19 protein-coding genes are annotated in these 19,370 nt (G+C 64.2%); 5 read left to right on the top strand and 14 right to left on the bottom strand.

Annotated features, from left to right (window positions below; genetic code table 11):
• Positions 1-61: 61 nt before the first annotated feature.
• From proW to THL1_RS14605, 4 genes are all read right to left on the bottom strand, one after another.
• Positions 62-1,009, bottom strand: a complete 948-nt coding sequence (proW, locus tag THL1_RS14620) for a glycine betaine/L-proline ABC transporter permease ProW (protein WP_069083952.1) — start codon at positions 1,007-1,009, stop codon at positions 62-64.
• A 52-nt stretch (positions 1,010-1,061) separates the two neighbouring features.
• Positions 1,062-2,234, bottom strand: coding sequence for a glycine betaine/L-proline ABC transporter ATP-binding protein ProV (gene proV, locus THL1_RS14615; protein ID WP_069083951.1), 1,173 nt, complete (start codon positions 2,232-2,234; stop codon positions 1,062-1,064).
• A gap of 243 nt (positions 2,235-2,477) precedes the next feature.
• Positions 2,478-3,407, bottom strand: coding sequence for a DMT family transporter (locus THL1_RS14610; protein WP_069083950.1), 930 nt, complete (start codon positions 3,405-3,407; stop codon positions 2,478-2,480).
• 93 nt (positions 3,408-3,500) lie between these two features.
• Positions 3,501-4,712 carry an aromatic ring-hydroxylating oxygenase subunit alpha gene (locus THL1_RS14605; RefSeq protein WP_069083949.1) on the bottom strand — a complete coding sequence of 404 codons (1,212 nt, stop codon included), beginning with the start codon at positions 4,710-4,712 and terminating at the stop codon, positions 3,501-3,503.
• A 237-nt stretch (positions 4,713-4,949) separates the two neighbouring features.
• Here THL1_RS14605 and THL1_RS14600 point away from each other — a divergent pair, with 237 nt between their 5' ends.
• From THL1_RS14600 to THL1_RS14585, 4 genes are all read left to right on the top strand, one after another.
• Positions 4,950-5,900 carry a LysR family transcriptional regulator gene (locus tag THL1_RS14600; protein WP_069083948.1) on the top strand — a complete coding sequence of 317 codons (951 nt, stop codon included), beginning with the start codon at positions 4,950-4,952 and terminating at the stop codon, positions 5,898-5,900.
• A 242-nt stretch (positions 5,901-6,142) separates the two neighbouring features.
• Positions 6,143-7,033 (top strand): dihydrodipicolinate synthase family protein, encoded by an 891-nt coding sequence (locus THL1_RS14595; protein ID WP_069083947.1) that lies wholly within the window; start codon positions 6,143-6,145, stop codon positions 7,031-7,033.
• Positions 7,034-7,055: 22 nt separating this feature from the next.
• Positions 7,056-8,384 (top strand): NAD(P)/FAD-dependent oxidoreductase, encoded by a 1,329-nt coding sequence (locus tag THL1_RS14590; protein WP_069083946.1) that lies wholly within the window; start codon positions 7,056-7,058, stop codon positions 8,382-8,384.
• 27 nt (positions 8,385-8,411) lie between these two features.
• Complete coding sequence (locus THL1_RS14585; RefSeq protein WP_069083945.1) at positions 8,412-9,914, top strand: aldehyde dehydrogenase; 1,503 nt, start codon at positions 8,412-8,414, stop codon at positions 9,912-9,914.
• 90 nt (positions 9,915-10,004) lie between these two features.
• Here THL1_RS14585 and THL1_RS14580 read toward each other — a convergent pair whose 3' ends face one another.
• From THL1_RS14580 to THL1_RS14565, 4 genes are all read right to left on the bottom strand, one after another.
• On the bottom strand, positions 10,005-11,129 hold the full coding sequence (locus THL1_RS14580) for an agmatine deiminase family protein (RefSeq protein WP_069083944.1): 1,125 nt from the start codon (positions 11,127-11,129) through the stop codon (positions 10,005-10,007).
• Positions 11,130-11,194: 65 nt separating this feature from the next.
• On the bottom strand, positions 11,195-12,289 hold the full coding sequence (locus THL1_RS14575) for an extracellular solute-binding protein (RefSeq protein WP_069083943.1): 1,095 nt from the start codon (positions 12,287-12,289) through the stop codon (positions 11,195-11,197).
• 2 nt (positions 12,290-12,291) lie between these two features.
• The gene (aguB, locus tag THL1_RS14570) at positions 12,292-13,200 is read right to left on the bottom strand and encodes an N-carbamoylputrescine amidase (protein WP_069083942.1); all 909 of its coding nucleotides are present in this window, start codon (positions 13,198-13,200) and stop codon (positions 12,292-12,294) included.
• A 4-nt stretch (positions 13,201-13,204) separates the two neighbouring features.
• Positions 13,205-14,254 (bottom strand): agmatine deiminase family protein, encoded by a 1,050-nt coding sequence (locus THL1_RS14565; RefSeq protein WP_069083941.1) that lies wholly within the window; start codon positions 14,252-14,254, stop codon positions 13,205-13,207.
• Positions 14,255-14,388: 134 nt separating this feature from the next.
• On the opposite strand from THL1_RS14565, the gene THL1_RS14560 reads away from it, so the two are divergent.
• On the top strand, positions 14,389-15,276 hold the full coding sequence (locus THL1_RS14560) for a LysR substrate-binding domain-containing protein (RefSeq protein ID WP_069083940.1): 888 nt from the start codon (positions 14,389-14,391) through the stop codon (positions 15,274-15,276).
• A 62-nt stretch (positions 15,277-15,338) separates the two neighbouring features.
• Here THL1_RS14560 and THL1_RS14555 read toward each other — a convergent pair whose 3' ends face one another.
• The 6 genes from THL1_RS14555 to THL1_RS14530 all read right to left on the bottom strand — a co-directional run bounded on the left by THL1_RS14555 (position 15,339) and on the right by THL1_RS14530 (position 19,359).
• Positions 15,339-15,590: a hypothetical protein gene (locus THL1_RS14555; protein ID WP_069083939.1), complete on the bottom strand. Its 252-nt coding sequence runs from the start codon at positions 15,588-15,590 to the stop codon at positions 15,339-15,341.
• Positions 15,591-15,651: 61 nt separating this feature from the next.
• On the bottom strand, positions 15,652-16,386 hold the full coding sequence (locus tag THL1_RS14550) for a lipoate--protein ligase family protein (RefSeq protein ID WP_069083938.1): 735 nt from the start codon (positions 16,384-16,386) through the stop codon (positions 15,652-15,654).
• Positions 16,383-17,087, bottom strand: a complete 705-nt coding sequence (locus THL1_RS14545; protein ID WP_069083937.1) for a 2-oxo acid dehydrogenase subunit E2 — start codon at positions 17,085-17,087, stop codon at positions 16,383-16,385. The genes THL1_RS14550 and THL1_RS14545 overlap by 4 nt, the downstream gene beginning before the upstream one ends.
• 3 nt (positions 17,088-17,090) lie before the next feature.
• Positions 17,091-17,324: a biotin/lipoyl-containing protein gene (locus tag THL1_RS14540; protein WP_069083936.1), complete on the bottom strand. Its 234-nt coding sequence runs from the start codon at positions 17,322-17,324 to the stop codon at positions 17,091-17,093.
• 4 nt (positions 17,325-17,328) lie between these two features.
• Positions 17,329-18,354: an alpha-ketoacid dehydrogenase subunit beta gene (locus THL1_RS14535; protein ID WP_083245889.1), complete on the bottom strand. Its 1,026-nt coding sequence runs from the start codon at positions 18,352-18,354 to the stop codon at positions 17,329-17,331.
• 15 nt (positions 18,355-18,369) lie between these two features.
• Positions 18,370-19,359 (bottom strand): thiamine pyrophosphate-dependent dehydrogenase E1 component subunit alpha, encoded by a 990-nt coding sequence (locus THL1_RS14530; protein ID WP_069083935.1) that lies wholly within the window; start codon positions 19,357-19,359, stop codon positions 18,370-18,372.
• Positions 19,360-19,370: the final 11 nt, after the last annotated feature.

The raw sequence follows: 19,370 nt of genomic DNA, 5'->3' as shown, positions 1-19,370 counted from the left end.
CTCTTCTTGTTTTGCTGTGAGTGCGACGGATTGTGATGAATTCGCTGACTGCGAGGCTGTCTCATGCCACCTTGCGACGCGCCGACTGGTTGCCCACCAGCCGCAGCAGGAGGCCTGCCGGGCCACTGTGGTACCAGCGCAGGCTCGGGTCCGAGTTGGTGCGTTCGCCCATGGCCTGGGTCAGTCGATCGAGGAAGATGGCCAGTAGCACCAGCCCTACCCCGCCTACCGTGGCCAGGCCCATGTCCAGGCGGCCAATGCCGCGCAGCACCATCTGCCCAAGGCCACCGACGGAAATCATCGAGGCGATCACCACCATCGACAGCGAGAGCATCAGCGTCTGGTTGAGGCCCGCCATGATGGTCGGCGTGGCCAGCGGCAGCTGCACGCGGAGCAGCATCTGGCGGGGTGTGCAACCGAAGGCGCGGGCCGCTTCGATCTTGTCTTCCGGCACCTGGCGGATCCCCAGGTTGGTCAAGCGCACCAGCGGCGGGACGGCGAAGACGATGGTCACCAGGACGCCGGGCACGTTGCCGATGCCGAAGAGCATCACCACGGGCACCAGGTAGACGAACGCGGGAAGGGTCTGCATGGCGTCCAGCAGCGGCCGGACGACACGTTCGAGGCGATTGCTGCGGGCGGACAGGATGCCCAATGGCACGCCGATCAGTGCGCAGAAGAACACCGAGGTCAGGACCAGGGCCAGGGTGGTCATGGACTCCGACCAGACACCGATCAGGCCGAGCAAGGTCAGGGTCACGGCGCACAGCAGCGCCATGCGCGGTCCGGCCAGCTGCCAGCCGAGCAGCGAGGACAGCAGAATCCCGATGGTCGGCGGAATGCTCTGCAGGATGTATTCGAAGCCATTGAGTACCTGATCGATGGGCCAGCGGATGGCGCGGAACACATCGCGGAAGTTGTGCACCAGGTAATTGAGGGTGCTTTCCACCCAGTCACCCAGGGGAATGGTTGCGCTCTGGAAGGGATCGAGAAGACTGAACTCTGACATGCTGACTACCTACTCTCCGAAGTGGCGGCTGTTGCGGGTTCGATGGCAACGCTCAATGGCGGCTCAGGGTCTGCAACAGCAGATTCTTGGAAATGGTGCCCTTCAGAGCACCGCTGCGATCCAGGACGGGCACGGGGTAAGGCAGTGCCGCGACGATATCCAGCACGTCATGCAAGGGCGTGTCGGTGTAGACCGGGTTCTGCATGTGCAGGCTGTACTGCTCCTGGGCCTGCCCGGTCGCCACGCTGCCGGACTCATCCGCGCCCACCACCGCCAGCAACTGGTCGCGTTCGTCGATCAGGTAGCCGTAAGGCACCCCGGCCTGGAAGTGCGGGGCCTTGCCGTTCACCCGGCAGACCGTCGCCGGGTCGAGCTGCGCCACATCGCCGGCCTTGAGCACGCGGGAGCTGTCGAAGCCCTTGAAGAACGTCTCGACGTACTCGTTGGCGGGTCGGTTGATCAGCTCCTGGGGGGTGCCGATCTGCACCACGCGGCCGCCTTCCATGATGGCGATGCGATGACCGATGCGAATCGCTTCCTCGATGTCGTGGGAGATGAAGATGATGGTCCGCTGCTGCTCGGCCTGGAGGCGTATCAGCTCGCCCTGCATCTCGCTGCGGATGAGCGGATCGAGTGCGGAGAAGGCCTCGTCCATGAGCAGGATGGTAGGGTCGTTGGCCAGCGCCCGGGCCAGGCCCACGCGCTGCTGCATGCCACCGGAAAGCTGGTGCGGGTAGCTGTGCTCGTGCCCACCCAGCCCCACCTGGCGTAGCGCCTCGGCGGCGCGGGCATGGCGCTCGCGCTCGCCCACACCGGAAATTTCCAGGCCGAAGGCGGTGTTTTCCAGGACGCTCATGTGCGGCATCAGCGCGAAGGACTGGAAGACCATGCCCATTTCCTTGCGGCGGACATCGAGCAGAGCCTTGTCCGACAGGCCGGTGATCTCGCGTCCGTTCAGGTGGATGCTGCCGGAGGTGGGTTCGATCAGGCGGTTGAACAGTCGCACCATGGTGGACTTGCCCGAACCCGACAGCCCCATGATCACGAAGATCTCGCCGCGCTTGACTGAAAAACTGGCGTCGAACACTCCTACGACATGCCCGGTCTTGCGGAAAATCTCATTCTTGTCGGCGCCCTTGCGCAACATCTCCATGGCCATTTCCGGATGGGGTCCGAATACCTTGAAGATGTTCTTTACCGAAAGAATCTCATCGGCCTGGCTCATACAACCCTCATTCTTATGCTTATAACCAATTAGTAACTTTGTACTTGTCACTCTTGAGCAAGTGACAAGTTCAGAAAAAAAGTCCGGTTAACCTGTCGTTTTCCAACCTGGGTAAACCGGCGTGCAGAAATTTCTGCTCCATAAATACGACTTCTGTTCTGGATGTCGCGTTGCAACTCCAAATTAGGATTTGCCTATCGAAGCGTCCAACGACATTTGTTCGCCCTAAACCATAACTTGATGTTATTGGTCAGAACCGACTCCGCCTTCCACGGGTGCCAGAGCGCGTCCCGCTGCCCCCTGACGCGCCAGGAGCACGGCCGCAAGCATGACCATCGCCCCGCCCAGGAACATGGCATGGGTGAATGGCTCGCCCATGAGCAGCACGGCAATAGTCACCGCCACCACCGGCTCTACGGTCGAGAGCGTGGCGGCCGTGGAAGGGCCTATCCGTGGGGACCCGGCCAGGAACGCCGCCACCGGAACCAGTGTGGCGAACAACGCCAACCCCAGCGTCGCCCACCAGGCGGGGGCGGTTGCAGGCAGGGCCGCGCCTTGCAGGAGCGCCGCCACGGCGAAGGTCAGTGCGCAACCCAGAAGCAGCATGGCGGCTGAAGCCAGCGGACTCTCATGGGTGATCCGGTGGGTGCCGTAGATGATCGATGAGCCGTAGCAGACCGCCGCGAATAGCGCCCAGAGCGCCCCCATGGAGACATTGGACAGGCTGAGCCCGGTGGCCATCAGCACACCGCCCAGCGCGAGCACCAGGCTGGCCAGCTTCAGGACGCTGAGACGCTCACCCAGGCAGGCGATGGACACCAGCGTGACGAACGCCGGGAAGCTGTACACCAGGATGATCGCCAGGCTCACCGAGGTGGAATGGCACGCACTGTAGTAACCCAGCGCCGCCAGCCCGTAACCGAATCCCAGCAACAGGTTCTGACAGGCCAGTCGCCCGGTCGGCAGGGCAATCCCCCGCCAGCGCAGCATCAGCAGCAATACCCCCGCAGCCAGGCTGAAGCGCGCCAGCAGCAGCCCCACCGGGTCAGCGCCGCCCGCGTAGGCATACTGGGCGAAGAGCGGCTGCAGGCCGTAGCAGAACGCCGCCAGCAGTACCAGGCAGAAGCCCCTGGCATGGCCGTTGAGACGAGAAAGCAGGTTCACCAATTGCATTACCGGGTCCTTGGCCGCAGGGCCTCCCAGACAGACGAAAGCCCCGTTTCACCCGGCAGGTGAAACGGGGCCGAAGCGAAGGCGAACGGGCGCTCAGTCAGCCAGTCGGCTGGTCATGGTCGCGCAGTACCAGTCCACGAACTGGCAGACGCCGTTTTCCGCGATCGACGAGTAGGGGCCGGGCTCATAGGCGGGTGAGCTGACGCCCGCCTGGGCGCCCTCCACCAGGCGCCGGTCCTGGTCGTTGGTGGCGATCCAGACACGGGTCAGACGTTCGAGGTCGTAGTCGATGCCTTCGCGGGCGTCTTTCGGCACCAGCCACTTGGTCGTCACCAGGGTCTCGTTGGGCCCTTGCGGCAGCACGCGGAAACTCAGTGCGTGGTCGCCCAGGAAGTGGTTCCAGGTGGAGGGGTAGTTGAAGTACAGCAGCGCGCCGATGTTGTCTTCGCCGCTGCGATCGAGCCGTCCGGCCACGGCTGCCTTGCCGTCCATGGTGTAGCTGACGGCCCCCGCGGAAAGCGGAATGCGCGTCATGCGGTACTGCCCGGCGTCGTCCATGACCAGGCGGCTGGGCAGGCCGGCGGCTTCACACCGGTTCCAGTGTGTCGCCAGCTCCGGATCTTCCTCGCCCCCCACACCGGCTACCGAGAGGTTCTCGACGAAGGAGTTGAGCAACTCCGGATGGGTACCGTCGCAGTGGTAGCACTCGCGGTTGTTTTCGAAGACCAGCTTCCAGTTGCCCCGCTCCACCAGGTTGGACTCGAACGCCACCTTGCAGTCGTCCAGGTTGTGCGGCGTGATGAAGGGCGAAACGGCGTCGCGGAAGCGACTGAAGTCCGGTGCCTTGTCCGCCACGCAGACATAGATGTAGCTGTTCACCACCTCGCAATGGGCCGGCTTCAGGCCGTAGTCGGCGGTGTTGAAGTCGGGCCCCATGTTGCCGGCGAACAGCAACCGGCCGTCCAGGTCGAACGTCCACTTGTGGTAGGGGCAGACCAGCTTGGCGACCTTGCCGCTGTGCTCGGTGCACACCTTGGAGCCACGGTGCCGGCAGGCATTGTGGAAGGCCCGCACCTGGCCGTCTCCACCACGCACCACGGCAATCGGGTAGTCGCCGATTTGCAGGGTGAGGTACTGGCCAGGCTTCTCCAGCTCGAAGGTATGGCCGGCGAAGATCCATTCTTTGTGCCAGATCTGATCGAGGTCCTGGCGATACACCTCCGGGTCGCTGTAGACGGCACGAGGCAGCGCATGGCGCTCCTTGCGTTGGCGAATCAGGTCCAGCACGGCGGCATTGTTATTCATTGTGATGCGCACTCCAGATCAGGCACGGGCGACGTGGTCGGTATTGGCTCATGGCGACGGACAAGGGGTTCCGGACTCGACAGGCCGTAATTCCCAGTGTCAGGCTTATGCGCCAGGGCCCGCCCGATTACCTCAGGCCAGACGCGCCGCCACGCCACCGCGATTGGCCGCAGTCTAGGATCAGGTTGCCAGGTGGCAGAATCGACTTTTTATCCAGGATCTTGATTACTTCCCGTTATGGTTAAACACACCGAACCCGATCAGACCCTGATCAAGATGCCGTCGCTTCGCGCCGTGAAATCCTTCGTTGCGGCAGCCAAGTACCAGAACTTCACGCGTGCGGCCGAAGCCTTGTGCGTGACCCAGGCCGCGATCAGCCGGCAGATCCGCGAACTGGAAACCTACCTGGGCGCGGAGCTGTTCCAGCGTGTGGGTCGCGCGGTGGAACTCACCGCCGCCGGCTCGATATTCTTCGATGCGGTGCAGCTATCCTTCGTCAACATCTCCCAGGCCGCCGAGCGCATCCGCAGCCACAGCACCACCAAGCGTGTGCTGACCCTCTGCTGCTCACCGGCGTTTTCCGCGCTCTGGCTGTCCCATCGCCTGCCGAGTTATTTCAGCGCGAACCCGGACGTGGACCTCAACCTGATCACCACGCAGAACTTCCTCTCCATGGAGCCTGGCGTGCGTCCCGACATCTTCGTCACCAAAATGGCGAAGATTCGCGAGGGCTATCGCAGTTACCCGCTGATGCACGACGTGATCTACCCGGTCTGCACGCCGCAGTACCTGGAGCAGCACCCGGAGCTGGGTACGCTGGAGGGACTGCGCGACAGCGTGCTGCTGAACCTCAGCCCCTACGGCCGTTCCCAGGTCGCCGAGCACGTGGACTGGAAGGTCTGGCTGGCCTTCCACGACGTCGACATCGAAACGCGCACGGCCAATGCCCCCCACTTCTTCAACGCCAATGACTACAACCTGCTGATACAGATGGTCCTGAGCCATCAGGGCGTCGCCCTCGGCTGGAATCACCTGGTGGGCCACCTGGTCGCCCAGGGGTTGCTGGTGCGTCCGGTGGAGCACGAGCTGGTGCTCAAGGACAGCCAGCACTACCTGACCTTCAATGAAGACAAGGAAGACGACGAAGCCTGCTGCCGCCTGCGCGACTGGCTTATTTCCCAGATTTGAATACCTGCAGTTATTGTCCGCCCCAAGCTCAGGTTGTTGATTACTCAACTCATATCCGCCGCAATATTTCGAACTGATGGAAGACCTGCCCCGCGCAGGTCTTTTTTTGCCCCTCGCAAATAACTAATAACCTCCGCTCATTGATTGCCACCCCTAAATGTTGCTTGTTGGCGAAAGAACCGCGTCATTAATCTGCATACCGAAATCCCCAATAAATACAACTTGTTCGGCTAGGTGATTACATGAACTTTGATGGTGTCTGGACCCCCGTTGTTACCCCCTTCACTCAAGAGGGTTCCATCGACTTCCCTGCCTTGACCCCGGTAATCGACAGCCTGATCGGCCACGGCATCCACGGCCTGATCGTCGGCGGTACCACCGGCGAGTACTACGCCCTGAGCAATGGCGAGCGCAAACAACTCTTCGGCGCCGTTGCCGAGCTGGCGGCGGGCCGGATTCCCCTGATGGCGGGCATCAATGCCACCACCACGGAAGAAAGCCTGGACCTCGGCCGCCATGCCAAGTCAGCCGGCTTCGATTGCATCCTCCTGGCCGCACCCTACTACTGCCAGCCGACCCAGGACGAGCTGCTCGCCCACGCCTGCACCGTGGACGACGCCCTCGACCTGCCGACCATGCTCTACAACTTCCCGGCCCGCACCGGTACGGCCATGAGCTTCGAATTCATCGACGCCCTCAAGCAGCGCCCCAACTTCCAGGCGATCAAGGAAAGCACCGGCTCCATCGAGCGCATGCACACCCTGACCCAGGACTATGCCGACCAGCTGCAGGTCAGCTGTGGCATGGATGACCAGGTGCTGGAATTCTTCACCTGGGGCGCGCGCAGCTGGGTGGCCGGCGCCTCCAACTTCCTCGCCCCCGAGCACGTCGCGCTGCACCGCACCTGCGTGATCGAGCAGGACATGGTTGCCGGACGCGAGCTGGCGAGCCGCCTGCTGCCGATGCTCAACCTGCTGGAGCAAGGCGGGAAGTTCTGCCAGTACATCAAGTACGGCTGCAAACTGGCTGGCCTGCCGGTGGGCCATACCCGCCGCCCGCTGCTGCCGCTGAGCGAGCAGGAGAAAACCACCTTTGCTCGCACCTTCGAGCAACTGATCGCCCATCGCGGTTAGTTCGCCGGCACTGGAGGTTCCCATGCAGCTTCAATGCAACTTCCTGCCCCAGAACGACGGCCGCTGCGGGTGGTATGAAACCCTGCCCCCACCGCCTGCCGGCACCCCGCTGCGCGGCGCCGTGCAGGCCGACTGGGTGGTGCTCGGTGCCGGCTATTCCGGCCTGGCCGCAGCCCGTCGCCTGGCGGAGTTGCAGCCGGAGGCCTCCATCGTCCTCATCGACGCCCGACGGGTCGGCTTCGGTGCGGCCGGGCGCAACTCGGGGTTCATGGTCGACCTGCCCCACGACCTCACCTCGCACAGCTACACCAACAGCCAGGAAGCCGACCAGAAGATCATCCGCCTATGCCGTGGCGCCATCGACTACGTGCGCGACATTGTGAAAACGCATGGAATCGACTGTGACTGGCGCGAGCAGGGCAAGCTGCACGGTGCCGTGAACGAACGCGGCGCCCACTCGCTGCAAGCGTTCGCCAAGGGGCTTTCCGCCCTTGGCGAACCCTATCGCCTGCTCGATGCCAGGGACATGAAGGCGGTCACCGGCGGCGACTTCTACCAGGCCGGCCTGCATGCCCCCGGCGCCGTCCTCGTGCAACCGGCTGCGCTGTCCCGTGGCCTGGGGCAAACCCTGCCGGCTAACGTCCAGCTCTTCGAAGACAGCCCGGTACTGACCATCGAGGTCGGCAAGCCACACACCCTGACCACCGCACTGGGTTGCGTGAAAGCGCCCCGCCTGGTGCTGGCCAACAATGCCTACGCCTCCAACTTCGGCCAGTTGGGCCTGAAGGGGCGCCTCCTGCCCGTGTACACCTATGCGAGCATGACGCGCCGCCTGAGCCCGCAGGAGCTGGCCACGCTGGGCGGCGAGGAGTCCTGGGGCCTGATTCCCGCGGACCCGCTGGGAACCACCGTGCGACGACTGGCCAATGGGCGGATCTGCATTCGCAACTCCTTCACCTACAACCCGCAGGTCCAGGCCAGTGCCAACACCCTGGAGCGCGTCCGGCGCGCCCATCGCAAGTCCTTCGACAACCGTTTTCCGATGCTGCCCGGCGTCGAGTTCGAGTACACCTGGGGTGGCGCGCTGTGCCTGGCCCGCAACTCCGGCTCGGTGTTCGGCGAAATCGCCCCTGGCGTCTACAGCGCGGTCTGCTGCAACGGCCTGGGCCTGACGCGCGGCACCATCTCCGGAAAGCTGATCGCCGAATACGCACTGGGCCTGGACAGCGACCTGCTGCGTAGCATGCTCGAACAGCCCAAACCCAACCGCAATCCACCCGAACCCTTCCTCGGCCTCGGCGTACGTTCGTCCATTGCCTGGAAGGAATGGACCGCCGGCGCAGAACTTTGAGAACCCGACCCACTCTGGAGCCCAACCATGACCGACGCTCTCACCCGCAGTGCCATCGATCAGGAGATCGAACGACTCGAGTTCCGTAACCAGGCCTTCATCGACGGTCGCTTCGTCGCCGCCCGCTCAGGCGCTACCTTCGCCACGCTGAACCCGGCCACGGGTCAGGTACTGACCGAAGTCGCCGCGTGCGACGGCGAGGATGTCGACCTCGCGGTGAAGGCCGCCCGTGCGGCCTTCGAGTCGGGCGTCTGGTCGAAGCTGGCGCCTGCCGGTCGCAAGGCGATCATGCTGCGCTTTGCCGATCTGATCGATGCCCACCTGCTCGAACTCGCGGTGCTGGAGTCCCTGGAGTCCGGCAAGCCAGTCGGCGAATGCTTCGCCATCGACATTCCCGATACCGCCGCGACCATCCGCTGGCACGCGGAGGCCGGCGACAAGCTCTACGACGCCATCTCGCCGTCCAACCCGAGCAATATCGGCATGATCAAACGCGAGCCGATTGGCGTGGTAGGTGCCGTGCTGCCGTGGAACTTCCCCTGCATGATGGCCGGCTGGAAGCTGGGCCCGGCGCTGATCACCGGCAACAGCGTGATCCTCAAGCCCGCCGAGCTGACCTCCCTGGCCACCCTGCGGCTGGCCGAACTGGCCTTCGAGGCCGGCATTCCCGCCGGTGTGCTCAACGTGGTGCCAGGCCTGGGCCACACCGCCGGCAAGGCCATCGGCCTGCACCCGGACATCGACCTCGCCGCCTTCACCGGCTCCACCGAAGTCGGCCGGCTGTTCCTCGAATACTCGGCCAAGAGCAACCTCAAGCGCGTCGTCCTGGAATGCGGCGGAAAGAACCCGCAGGTGGTAATGGCGGACGCCGGAAACCTGCAGACGGTGGCCAGCAACGTGCTCAGCGCGGCGTTCTGGAACATGGGCGAGAACTGCTCGGCGGGATCGCGCCTGATCGTCCATCGCTCCATCAAGGACGCCCTGCTCGACGAACTGGTGCGCCAGCTGGAGGATTGGGCCACCGGTGATCCGCTGGACCCGTCCGTGCGCCTCGGCGCGCTGATCGAGCAGGCCCACATGGAAAAGGTGCTGGGGCATATCGAACAGGCCAAGGCCGAAGGCGCCCGTCTGGTGACCGGCGGCAAGCGCCTGTATCCGGAAAGCGGCGGCTACTTCGTCGCCCCGACCATCTTCGATGGCGTGACCAGCGCCTCCTCGGTCGCCCGCGACGAAATCTTCGGCCCGGTCCTGGCGGTAATCACCTTCGACACCGAGGAAGAAGCCATCGCCATCGCCAACGACACCTGCTACGGCCTGGCCGCCTCGCTCTGGACGGACAACATCAACACCGCCCACCGCGTGGCCTCGGCCATTCGCGCCGGCACCGTGTCGGTCAACTGCTTCTCCGAAGGCGACATCTCCACGCCCTTCGGCGGCTACAAGCAATCGGGCTTCGGCGGCCGCGACAAGTCCGTCTACGCCCACGACCAGTACTGCGAACTGAAAACCACCTGGATCCAGCTGTCCTGAGCAACCAACAGGAACCCGGCCGCACCAACAGTGTGGGAGCGAATTCATTCGCGAATAAATTCGCTCCCACAATGGCCCGGACGCACGCCCTCAAACGAGCGGCAGGTTCTTGGTGACGCAGTGGATGCCGCCACCACCGGCGGCGATCGGGTCGATGTTGATCTGCTCCACCACGCGCCCCGGATAGAGCTTCGTCAGCAGGTCCTTGCAGTACTTGTCGGCTGCCGCGTCGCCGAATTGCGGGGCGATCACCGCGCCATTGATCGGCAGGTAGTTGATGTAGCCCGGCGCAAAATCCGGGTTGTTGTCGGTGTACGGGGTGCTGCGCTTGGTCAAGGGCGGCGGCAGGGTGTGGACCACCAGCTTGCGGCCGTCGGCATCGGTGGCGGCGTTGAGGATTTCCAGGTGCTTGCGCGTCACGGCGTAATCGTAGGTCTTGGGGTCGTTGTCCAGGTTGGCGATCACCACGCCGGGTTTGACGAAGCGCGCATAGAAGTCGACGTGGGCGTCGGTGATGTCCTTGTCCTTGATGCCCGGCAGCCAGATGATCTTGCGCAGGCCAAGGTTGGCCTTCAGCTCGGCTTCGATCTGCCCCCGGCTCATCCCCGGGTTGCGGTTGCTGTTGACCCAGCAGCTCTCGGTCATGATGGCCGTGCCATGGCCATCCACCTCGATGCCACCGCCCTCGCCCACCAGCGCGCTGCGGATGTAGCTGGCTTCCATCTCATAGCTGAGGGTGTCCGCCACGCGGGTGTCGTTGGCCGCAGTCTGCTTGCCGCCCCAGCCGTTGAAGTTGAAGTCCACCAGACCCAGGCCACCGGCGCCGTCGACCACGAAGCAGCCGCCATAGTCCCGCACCCAGACATCGTCCAGAGCAATGGTCAGGAACTCGGTGTTGGTGGTGCCGCATTTGCTTTTGGCCTGGGACAGCTGGCTGGCCCGGCACAGCACGGTCACCGGCTGGTACTTGGCAATGGTTCTGGCCAACTGGGCGATGGTGTTGTTGACCGCCGTCTCCCAGCCCTGCCAGACACGGGAGGACGCCGCGAACGCCAGGATCACCCGCTCCTGCGGTCCGTGCTCGTCGGGCATGTACCAGCTGGCGGCCAGCGCTGCGGGCACGCGGGCCGCGCCAAGGCCCAGGCCAAGCGAAGCGACTGCGCCGATTCCGCCAGCGGCCATCAGCTGCTTGATGAAGTCACGACGTGTAGACATGGTTTTTCCTCTGTTGGATGGGTTGCGGGCCCGTCTGCTCTGGTTATCGAACCGATGGAAGGGTTTCAGTCGTGACTGGCCGTCTTGAAGGTGGTCCAGGCGCGCATTCGTGCCCGCATGTCGCGCTGCGGGATGTCCTTGCCGGGGATCAGCCGTGCGTAGGCGGCTTCGTCGACATAGATGTCCGGGTTATTGCGCATGTCGGCATCAACCATCGGCCGGGCCTTGGCGCTGGAGGTCGGGTAGCCGGTGGCATTGCTGATCGCCGCCATACTCTCGGGGCGCATGATGAAGTTGATCAGCGCATAGGCGTATTCCGGATGTCGGGAATCGGCGGGGATGGCCATGGTGTCCATCCAGACCGTGGTGCCCTCCTGCGGGATGCGGTACTGGAAGCGCGTCTGCTTGCCGGCTTCATCCGCAGCCCGCTGGGCCTGGGTCATGTCGCCGCTGTAGCCGAGGGACAGGCAGATGTCGCCATTGACCAACTGGGTGACCGGCTGCGACTGGAACTTGCGGATGTAAGGCTTGATGTCCTTGAGCAGCGCCACCGCCTCGGCCAGTTCGCTGGGCTTTGCGCTGCGGGGATCGTGACCCAGGTAGTTGAGCACCACGGCCAGCACTTCGTCGGGCGAGTCGATCATCGAGATACCGCAATCGGCGAACTTCGCCGCCAGCTCGGGCTTGAAGATCATGTCCAGGCTGTTGACCGGAGCACCCGCCAGGCGTTGGCCGATCATGTCCTGGTTGTAGGTCAGGCCGATGGTGCCCCAGGTGTAAGGCACGGTGGCATGCCGCGAATAGGGGTATTTCGTCTGCAGTGTGCGCAGGCCGGGCTCGACGTCATCCAGGTGTTCGAGCTTGCTGCGATCCAGCTTCTGCAGCGCGCCTGCGCGCATCAGGCGCTCGGCCACGGTGTCCCCGGGGAAGATCAGGTCATAGCCGCTGTGGCCGGACATCATCTTGGCCTCCAGCGTCTCGCTGCTGTCCATCACGTCGTAGATGACCTGGATACCGGTCTCCCGAGTGAAGGCACTGAGGGTGTCCGGGGCGAAGTAGTCCGCCCAGTTGTACAGGCGCAGGACCTTCTCCTCCGCCTGGGCAGCACAGCTCAGGCCAAGGCCCAGCGAGAGTAACAGGAGCGTCTTGGTTGCGTTCATTCTCAGGCTCCCTGGCGCTGCCAGCGTTCGTGGGTCTGACGGCCATCCAGCCCCAGCAATGGCCCATACATTTCCGGGCGGCGGTCGCGGTAGATGCCCCAGTTCAAACGTTCCTCACGCATGGCGGCGAGGTCGAGCCGCTGCACCAGAACGCCTGCGGTGTCACGGTCGGCTTCGGCCAGCAGCTTGCCCTTGTGATCGGTAATGAAGGACGAGCCGTAGAAGCGCATCTGCAGCTCCGGATCGGTGGTCGCCACTTCCCGCCCGACACGATTGGCCGCCACGACCGGAAGGATGTTCGCGGCGGCATGGCCGCGCTGGGTCAGTTGCCAGTGATCGCGCGAATCCAGCTCGGCAGCGCCGGGTTCGGAGCCAATGGCGGTCGGATAGAGCAGCACTTCGGCCCCCATCAGCGCCAGGCAGCGGGCCGTCTCGGGGAACCACTGATCCCAGCAGATGCCCACGCCGATCCGGCCGAAGGCGGTATCCCAGACACGGAAACCCGTATCGCCGGGGCTGAAGTATTCCTTCTCCTGGTAACCAATGGCATTGGGAATGTGGGTCTTGCGGTACACGCCGAGCAGTTGGCCGTCGGCATCGGCTACGGTCAGCGAGTTGAAGAACGCATTGCCGGCACGCTCGAACCAGCTCAGCGGCAGCACCACCCCCAGTTCCCTGGCAAGAGCGGCAAAGCGCTTGAGCACCGGGCTGCGTCCATATTCCTGGGCCAGCGCGAGGTGCTTGTGGTCCTGCTCGATGCAGAAGTACGGCGTGGCGAACAGTTCCTGCAGCAGGATCAGCTGCGCGCCCCTGGCGGCAGCCTCCCGCACCAGTCGTTCAGCCTGATCGAGGTTGCTGTCCAGGTCCCAGCAGCAGGCGAACTGGGTGGTGGCGACGGTCAGTCCGGTCATGTCATCACCCCTTCAGCGGCCAGGCCGGCTGTTGCTGAGTGATGCAATGCACACCGCCGCCGCCATGGGCCAGCTGGTTGATCTGCACCGGCACGATTTCGCGCCCCGGGAACGCCAGGCGCAGGGTCGCTGCCGCCTCAAAGTCGGCGGGAATACCGTAGGCCGGCATGATGATCGCGCCGTTGGCGATATAGAAGTTGGTATAGGACGCGCAGAACACCTCGGCCTCGGTGTCCACCGCTTCACTGGCCTCATAGAGTTCGAGCATTTCGAAACGGCGCCCCTGCGCATCGGTGGAGAGTTCCAGTGCGCGGCGGTTCTCGCGTACGACTTCGGCGTACACCGACGACTGATCGCGGGTCGCATCCACCAGCAGCGCGCCGGGGCGGGCGAAGGCGCACACGCCATCCACGTGGCCGTCGGTCATGTCACCGGTGACGTAGTCGGGATCGCCCGGCAGCCAGATGGTCTTCTTCACGCCCAGCAAGCGGGAAAAGATCGCTTCCATCTCCGCCTTGCTCATGCCGGGGTTGCGGTTGCTGTTGAGCAGCACCGACTCGGTGGTGATCAGCGTGCCCTGCCCGTCCACATGGATGGCGCCGCCCTCGTTGACCAGCGGGGTATCGAAGCACTCCAGGCCGAGGCCGTTGAGAATGCGCCGTGCCAGGCTCTCGTCCAGGTCAAAGACAGACTTGCCACCCCAGGCGTTGAAGCGCCAGTTGACGCCGGCCGTGCCCAGGCGTGGATGGCAGACGAAGCTCGGGCCGGAATCGCGGCACCAGCTGTCGTTGATCGCCATCTCGACCAGTTCGATGTTCGGTCCGCAGAGTTCGCGGGCTCGCGCCACAGCGGTGGGGTCGACCACCATTTTCACCGGCTCGAAGCGTGCGATGGCGTTGGCCACCCGGGCGAAATCGACCTGCACATCGGCCAGGGTTACCCCCCAGCCGTTTTCCCACAGCGCCTGGTTATGGGGAAAGGCCATCCAGGTGGCCGCGTGCGGTACCCATTCGGCGGGCATGACCCAGCCGTTCTGCGAATCGTTGAATTGCATACAAGCGCCTTCAGTTAAGATTTTGTTATCACTGAAAAACCGCGACTGCGGTAATGACTTGCATGCTAGGCCTGTAAAAACGGGCGAACAAACGATAGATTTTGCCGATTATTGATTAGCTAGGCTTATTGATCATGCTGAAACACTGGCCACCGCTGAATGCCCTGCGCGGCTTCGAAGCCGCCGCTCGCCTGGGCAGCTTCCACAAGGCAGCCGAAGAGCTGCACCTCACCCAGTCGGCCATCAGCCAGCAGATTCGCAGCCTGGAAAGCTTCCTCGAACAGCCGCTGTTCTTCCGCAGCGGCCGCAGCGTGGCGCTGACCGACGCCGGCTACGACCTGTTGAGCACCACCCAATCGCTGCTGCAGCAACTGGCCGTTGGCATCCGCCGCCTGGAGCAGTACCGCAAGCCCAATCAACTGGTGGTCAACACCACGCCAGCCTTCGCTCGTCACTGGCTGGTGCCCCACCTGGCGGACTTCCACAGGCGCCATCCGCAGGTCGACCTCTGGCTACTGACCACCGACGAGACACCGGACATGGCCACCCAGACCATCGACATCGCCGTGCGTGACGACCTCAGCGCCCAGGCCGAGTGCAGCTTTCGTGTGTTACTGGAAGATCGCCTCTACCCGGCCTGCCATCCCGACCTGCTGGAAACCGCAGCCGACGCACGGACCACCCTGCATGGCGAGCGCGAAATGGACTGGAGCCACTGGCAGGTACAGGGCGGTGCCGAGGTCGGCCAGCAAAGCCAGGGGCTGAACTTCTCCGATCCCGGCCTGCTGCTGGATGCCGCCAGCCAGGGGCTGGGGATAGCCCTGGTCAGCCAACTGCTGGCCGGCCGCGCACGGGAGCGGAACCTGCTAGTGCCGCTGGCGGAGCAGACGGTACGCGGACCAAAGTGGAGTTGGCTGGTACACCGCGACAGCGAGGGCGACCCGCTCACTCGCAGCTTCTGCGACTGGCTGCTACAGACCCTGCTTCACCAACCCTGTGGGAGCGAATTCATTCGCGAATAAATTCGCTCCCACACGTGCACCGCGTGCTGGTCGGTGCGCATGGCGCACCCTACGGAGGGCACTCAATACTTGATATCGCGGGCTCGCTCCCGCCCTTGCTGCTTGGTCTGGCGCTTGTCCTGTCGGCATCGGGGATTGGTTTGCAGGTCGGCAGCGCGGCACTCCTGCTTGGTCTGGCGAGCATCCTGGCGGGTTTCCTGCCGGACCTCCCGCGCGGCACGGCGCTGTTCGCCTTGCTCTGTGGCCCAGGCTGCTCCCACCGAAACCGCCAGGAAATTCGCCGCTACCCACGCAGGCAGTCGAGGAATTGGCATGGCCTGAGCTCCTCTAACCAGGCTACCGGGATGTTCGGTTCCCCAGATGCGGCCTGCGCTGTCATGACAGGCCTGGCCGAACGCCCGATACCGTTCCGGGCGACCAGGCCTCCCAGGGAACCTCGAACCCGTTCGCTAGGCTTTCCGTCATATCCCATGCCGGGGTCAACCACTCCTCCAGAGCCACATGGCTGGTAGCCCGGCAGCGTTGCTCCAGACCGCAACGTTGGTAGAAACAGTTGACCACCTCGACCATGGACTCGCGCTGATCCTCAAGCAGGATCGCCCCATGAACCAGGACCACCAGGCGGTTATCCGCTGTGCGGCGGCGCCAGCGCTGGGCCGTTCCCACCAGCTTGCGACGGCCCAGGGTGATGTTGAAGCGGCCGTCACAGAAGGCTCCAGGAACCTCGCCGAGACCCGGCAGCAGCCCCATGCCGCGCAACCATTGGCAGATGGGCTCGCAGAGACGCGAATAGGCCGTTTCTATCCTTGCCTGTTCATCCTCCTCCGGTGGCACGACATAGGCCAAGGCCACATTGAGTACCGCCGGCGACTGCGGCACCGGCTCGCCACCGGTGTCGCGCAGTGCAATCGGCCAGCCCAAGGCTGCACATTCGATGTCTGCCGCCATGAACCCCAGAAGCCGGCTCAGCCTGCGTGGCATCACCAGGGCCGAGTCCGAGGGCCGCCATAGCAGCAACCCCCACTCTTCCTCTCCGGCGTGCATACGGTCGAGCAACTGCCGCTCAGCCTCCAGTCCAGCCTCGACACTGACGCGCCAGATTCGGCTCATGACGGCTCGACTCCTTCGATGCGCCGGCACAGATCGTTGAGGAAATCCGCGGCCGGGGCACCGTTCACCGCGCGGTGATCGAAGGTCAGTGAAAGGCCCATGAAATCGCGTTCCACCAACGATCCATCGATGTCTCGCTGAAGGCGACGCTGGACACCTCCCAGCCCGATGATGGCCACCTGAGGGACATTGAGGATGGGCGTGAAGAAACGCACCCGTGACAGCCCCAGGTTGGTCACGGTCACCGTGGCACCGGTAAGCTCCTTGACCGAGAGCTTCCCGGCAAGTGCCTTGTCCACCAGGGCCCGGCGTGCCAGCGCCAGGCCCTCCCCGTCGAGCTGGTCGGCATCGAACAGTGCGGGCGCCACCAGCAGATCGTCCGGCAGCGGGATCGCCAGACCCAGGTGCACCGGGCCATGCCGCGTGATCTGGTTGTCTTCCAGGGTTGCATTGAGCCCCGGGTGGTTCTTCAGCGTCCGCACGATTTCCAGGAGCAACAGGTCCTGAAGGGACACCTGGCTACCCGCAGCCTTCAGTTGCACCCGTTTCGCCTGCAGGGCGCCAAGCTCGCATTCCGCATGGTGGGTGAGTTGCGCCGCCGTCTGCAGGCTTTCGCTCATCTTCGCGGCGATCATCTTGCGCATGCCTTTCAGGGGCACGCTGCTGCCGGTACCGGCAGCGGGGTTCTGCATGTGCCCCATGGCTCACTCCACCCGCCCGATGGTCGCGCCCTTGGCAACCACCGCATCTTCTTCCTCGAGGATTTTCAGCACGCCGGAAGCAGGTGCCTCGATCTCGAACTGGGCCTTTTCGGACATGATTTCTGCCACCAGGTCGCCCTGGCCAACCTCGGCACCATCACTCACCAGCCAGGACGTGATGACGGCTTCGGCGTCGCCTTCCCAGAGGTCGGCGGGAATCAGGATAGCGTTGGACATGGTGTTACTCCTCGTTCTTCAGGTTCTGGTAGGCCGCTACGATCTTCGCAGCAGACGGCAGCGCCCATTGCTCCATGGGCGGCGTGAAAGGGATCGGAATGTCGGGGAAGGCCACCCGCTGTGGTCGGGCCTTGAGCATCCCGATGTCGTGCTCGACAACACTGGCGATGATTTCGCCGCTGACGCCGAAGCTGTGGTAGTCCTCGTCGACAACGATCAGCCGGCCGGTCTTGCGTACCGAAGCGATGACGTGCTCGCGATCCAGGGGCACCAGGCTGCGCAGGTCCACCACTTCGGCGCTGACGCCCTGCTGCTCCAGCTGCTGGGCAGCGCGCAGGGCGTGGTGTACGCCGGCGCCCAGGCTGACGATGCTCACATCGCGCCCCTCGCGTACCGTCTTCGCCTTGCCGATCTCCACGGTATAAGGCTCCTCCGGCACCGCTACCGTGGCGCCCTTCTCCGTTCCCAGCCAGCCCATTCCCTGCAGCGCCTTGTGGAACAGGTAGATCACCGGGTTGTCGTCGCGGATGGCGGCGGTCATCAACCCCTTGGCGTCGTAGGCGTTGCTCGGCACTACCACTTTCATGCCGGGCAAGTGGGCGAACGTGCCGTACAGGCACTGGGAGTGCTGTCCGGCGTCGGAGTAACCGGCACCGGTGGAGGCCATCAGCACCATGGGCACGCTGACCTTGCCGCCGGAGAAGTAGGTGTTCTTCGCCATCAGGTTGTAGATGGCGTCCATGCACACGCCGAAGAAGTCGACGAACATCAGCTCGACGATCGGCCGCATGCCGTCGGAGGCCGCGCCCACGGCGGCGCCGATGAAGGCGGTTTCCGAAATGGGCGTGTCGCGAATGCGCGCGTTGCCGAATTCCTCATGCAGGCCACGGGTGTTGCCGAACACCCCGCCGAGCTGGCCGATATCCTCGCCCATCACGAAGACGCGGGGATCGAGGTGCATTTCCTGGGCTACAGCCTCGGCCATGGCACGGGCGATGGTGAGTTTGCGTTCTTTTACTGGGCTGCTCATCACTGCGATTCCTGTTCAGACGAAGACGAAGTCGAGCGCCTCTTCGGGCGCCGGGTAGGCACTGTCGCGGGCGAACTGCACGGCGGCGTCGACACGGCCACGGGCGCGCTCATCGAGGCCGGCCAGGGTCACCTCATCGGCCACGCCCAGTTCCAGCAGGCGCTGGCGGTAGGTAGGAATCGGGTCTTTCGCCAGCAGGGCTTCCTTCTCGCCCGCCGGGCGGTAGGTTTCGCCGTCCCCCATGAAGTGGCCGGCCAGGCGGTGGGTTTCAATCTCGATCAGGCTCGGCCCTTCGCCTGCGCGAGCGCGGGCAATGGCTTCACCGGCGGCGGCGAAGATGGCGTCGGCGTCGTTACCCGGGACGAACACGCCGGGCATGCCATAGGCGGCAGCGCGCAGGTAGTTGCGTTCGATGGCCGTCGAAGCGGCCTTGGCCACCGAGATGCCCCAGGCGTTGTCCTCGATCACGAACACCACCGGCAGCTTCCACAGCGCCGCCAGATTCAGGGTCTCGTGGAAGGCGCCCTGGTTCGCCGCGCCTTCACCGAGGTAGGCCACGGCGACGCCGGACTTGCCCTGTAGCTGGCGCGACAACGCGGCGCCCACCGCAGGGCCCATGCCCTGGGCGATGATGCCGGAGCAGGAGAAGTTCACCCGCTCGTCGAACAGGTGCATGTGGCCGCCACGGCCGCCGGACAGCCCGGTCTTCTTGCCGAAGATCTCGGCGACCATTTCCTCCAGGTCTACGCCCTTGGCCACGGCAATGTGGTGCGGGCGGTGAGTGGCGGTGACGATGTCTTCCGCCGTGAGGTGCGCGCACACGCCGACGGCACAAGGCTCCTGGCCGTTGGACAGGTGCATCTCGCCGGGAATGGGCCCATTGGCCATGTTGAATACCGGCGTCTTGCCTTCCATGTAGATGCGTTCGATGGACTCCTCCAGGTAACGGCTGACGAGCATCTGCTCGAGCATCCAGAGGCGCTGGGCGTTGCTGGGTGTGGTCATGGGGTCGGCTC

It is taken from the genome of Pseudomonas sp. TCU-HL1 (assembly GCF_001708505.1).
Taxonomy (GTDB): domain Bacteria; phylum Pseudomonadota; class Gammaproteobacteria; order Pseudomonadales; family Pseudomonadaceae; genus Metapseudomonas.
Note: the sequence above shows the minus strand (reverse complement) of the source record. Positions and strands in the feature narration are given on the sequence as shown.

Bases quoted from the DNA above. Each gene is read 5' to 3' on its own strand.
- proW (WP_069083952.1), bottom strand. From the start codon at position 1,009: ATGTCAGAGTTCAGTCTTCTCGATCCCTTCCAGAGCGCAACCATTCCC.
- proV (WP_069083951.1), bottom strand. From the start codon at position 2,234: ATGAGCCAGGCCGATGAGATTCTTTCGGTAAAGAACATCTTCAAGGTA.
- THL1_RS14610 (WP_069083950.1), bottom strand. From the start codon at position 3,407: ATGCAATTGGTGAACCTGCTTTCTCGTCTCAACGGCCATGCCAGGGGC.
- THL1_RS14605 (WP_069083949.1), bottom strand. From the start codon at position 4,712: ATGAATAACAATGCCGCCGTGCTGGACCTGATTCGCCAACGCAAGGAG.
- THL1_RS14600 (WP_069083948.1), top strand. From the start codon at position 4,950: ATGGTTAAACACACCGAACCCGATCAGACCCTGATCAAGATGCCGTCG.
- THL1_RS14595 (WP_069083947.1), top strand. From the start codon at position 6,143: ATGAACTTTGATGGTGTCTGGACCCCCGTTGTTACCCCCTTCACTCAA.
- THL1_RS14590 (WP_069083946.1), top strand. From the start codon at position 7,056: ATGCAGCTTCAATGCAACTTCCTGCCCCAGAACGACGGCCGCTGCGGG.
- THL1_RS14585 (WP_069083945.1), top strand. From the start codon at position 8,412: ATGACCGACGCTCTCACCCGCAGTGCCATCGATCAGGAGATCGAACGA.
- THL1_RS14580 (WP_069083944.1), bottom strand. From the start codon at position 11,129: ATGTCTACACGTCGTGACTTCATCAAGCAGCTGATGGCCGCTGGCGGA.
- THL1_RS14575 (WP_069083943.1), bottom strand. From the start codon at position 12,289: ATGAACGCAACCAAGACGCTCCTGTTACTCTCGCTGGGCCTTGGCCTG.
- aguB (WP_069083942.1), bottom strand. From the start codon at position 13,200: ATGACCGGACTGACCGTCGCCACCACCCAGTTCGCCTGCTGCTGGGAC.
- THL1_RS14565 (WP_069083941.1), bottom strand. From the start codon at position 14,254: ATGCAATTCAACGATTCGCAGAACGGCTGGGTCATGCCCGCCGAATGG.
- THL1_RS14560 (WP_069083940.1), top strand. From the start codon at position 14,389: ATGCTGAAACACTGGCCACCGCTGAATGCCCTGCGCGGCTTCGAAGCC.
- THL1_RS14555 (WP_069083939.1), bottom strand. From the start codon at position 15,590: ATGCCAATTCCTCGACTGCCTGCGTGGGTAGCGGCGAATTTCCTGGCG.
- THL1_RS14550 (WP_069083938.1), bottom strand. From the start codon at position 16,386: ATGAGCCGAATCTGGCGCGTCAGTGTCGAGGCTGGACTGGAGGCTGAG.
- THL1_RS14545 (WP_069083937.1), bottom strand. From the start codon at position 17,087: ATGGGGCACATGCAGAACCCCGCTGCCGGTACCGGCAGCAGCGTGCCC.
- THL1_RS14540 (WP_069083936.1), bottom strand. From the start codon at position 17,324: ATGTCCAACGCTATCCTGATTCCCGCCGACCTCTGGGAAGGCGACGCC.
- THL1_RS14535 (WP_083245889.1), bottom strand. From the start codon at position 18,354: ATGAGCAGCCCAGTAAAAGAACGCAAACTCACCATCGCCCGTGCCATG.
- THL1_RS14530 (WP_069083935.1), bottom strand. From the start codon at position 19,359: ATGACCACACCCAGCAACGCCCAGCGCCTCTGGATGCTCGAGCAGATG.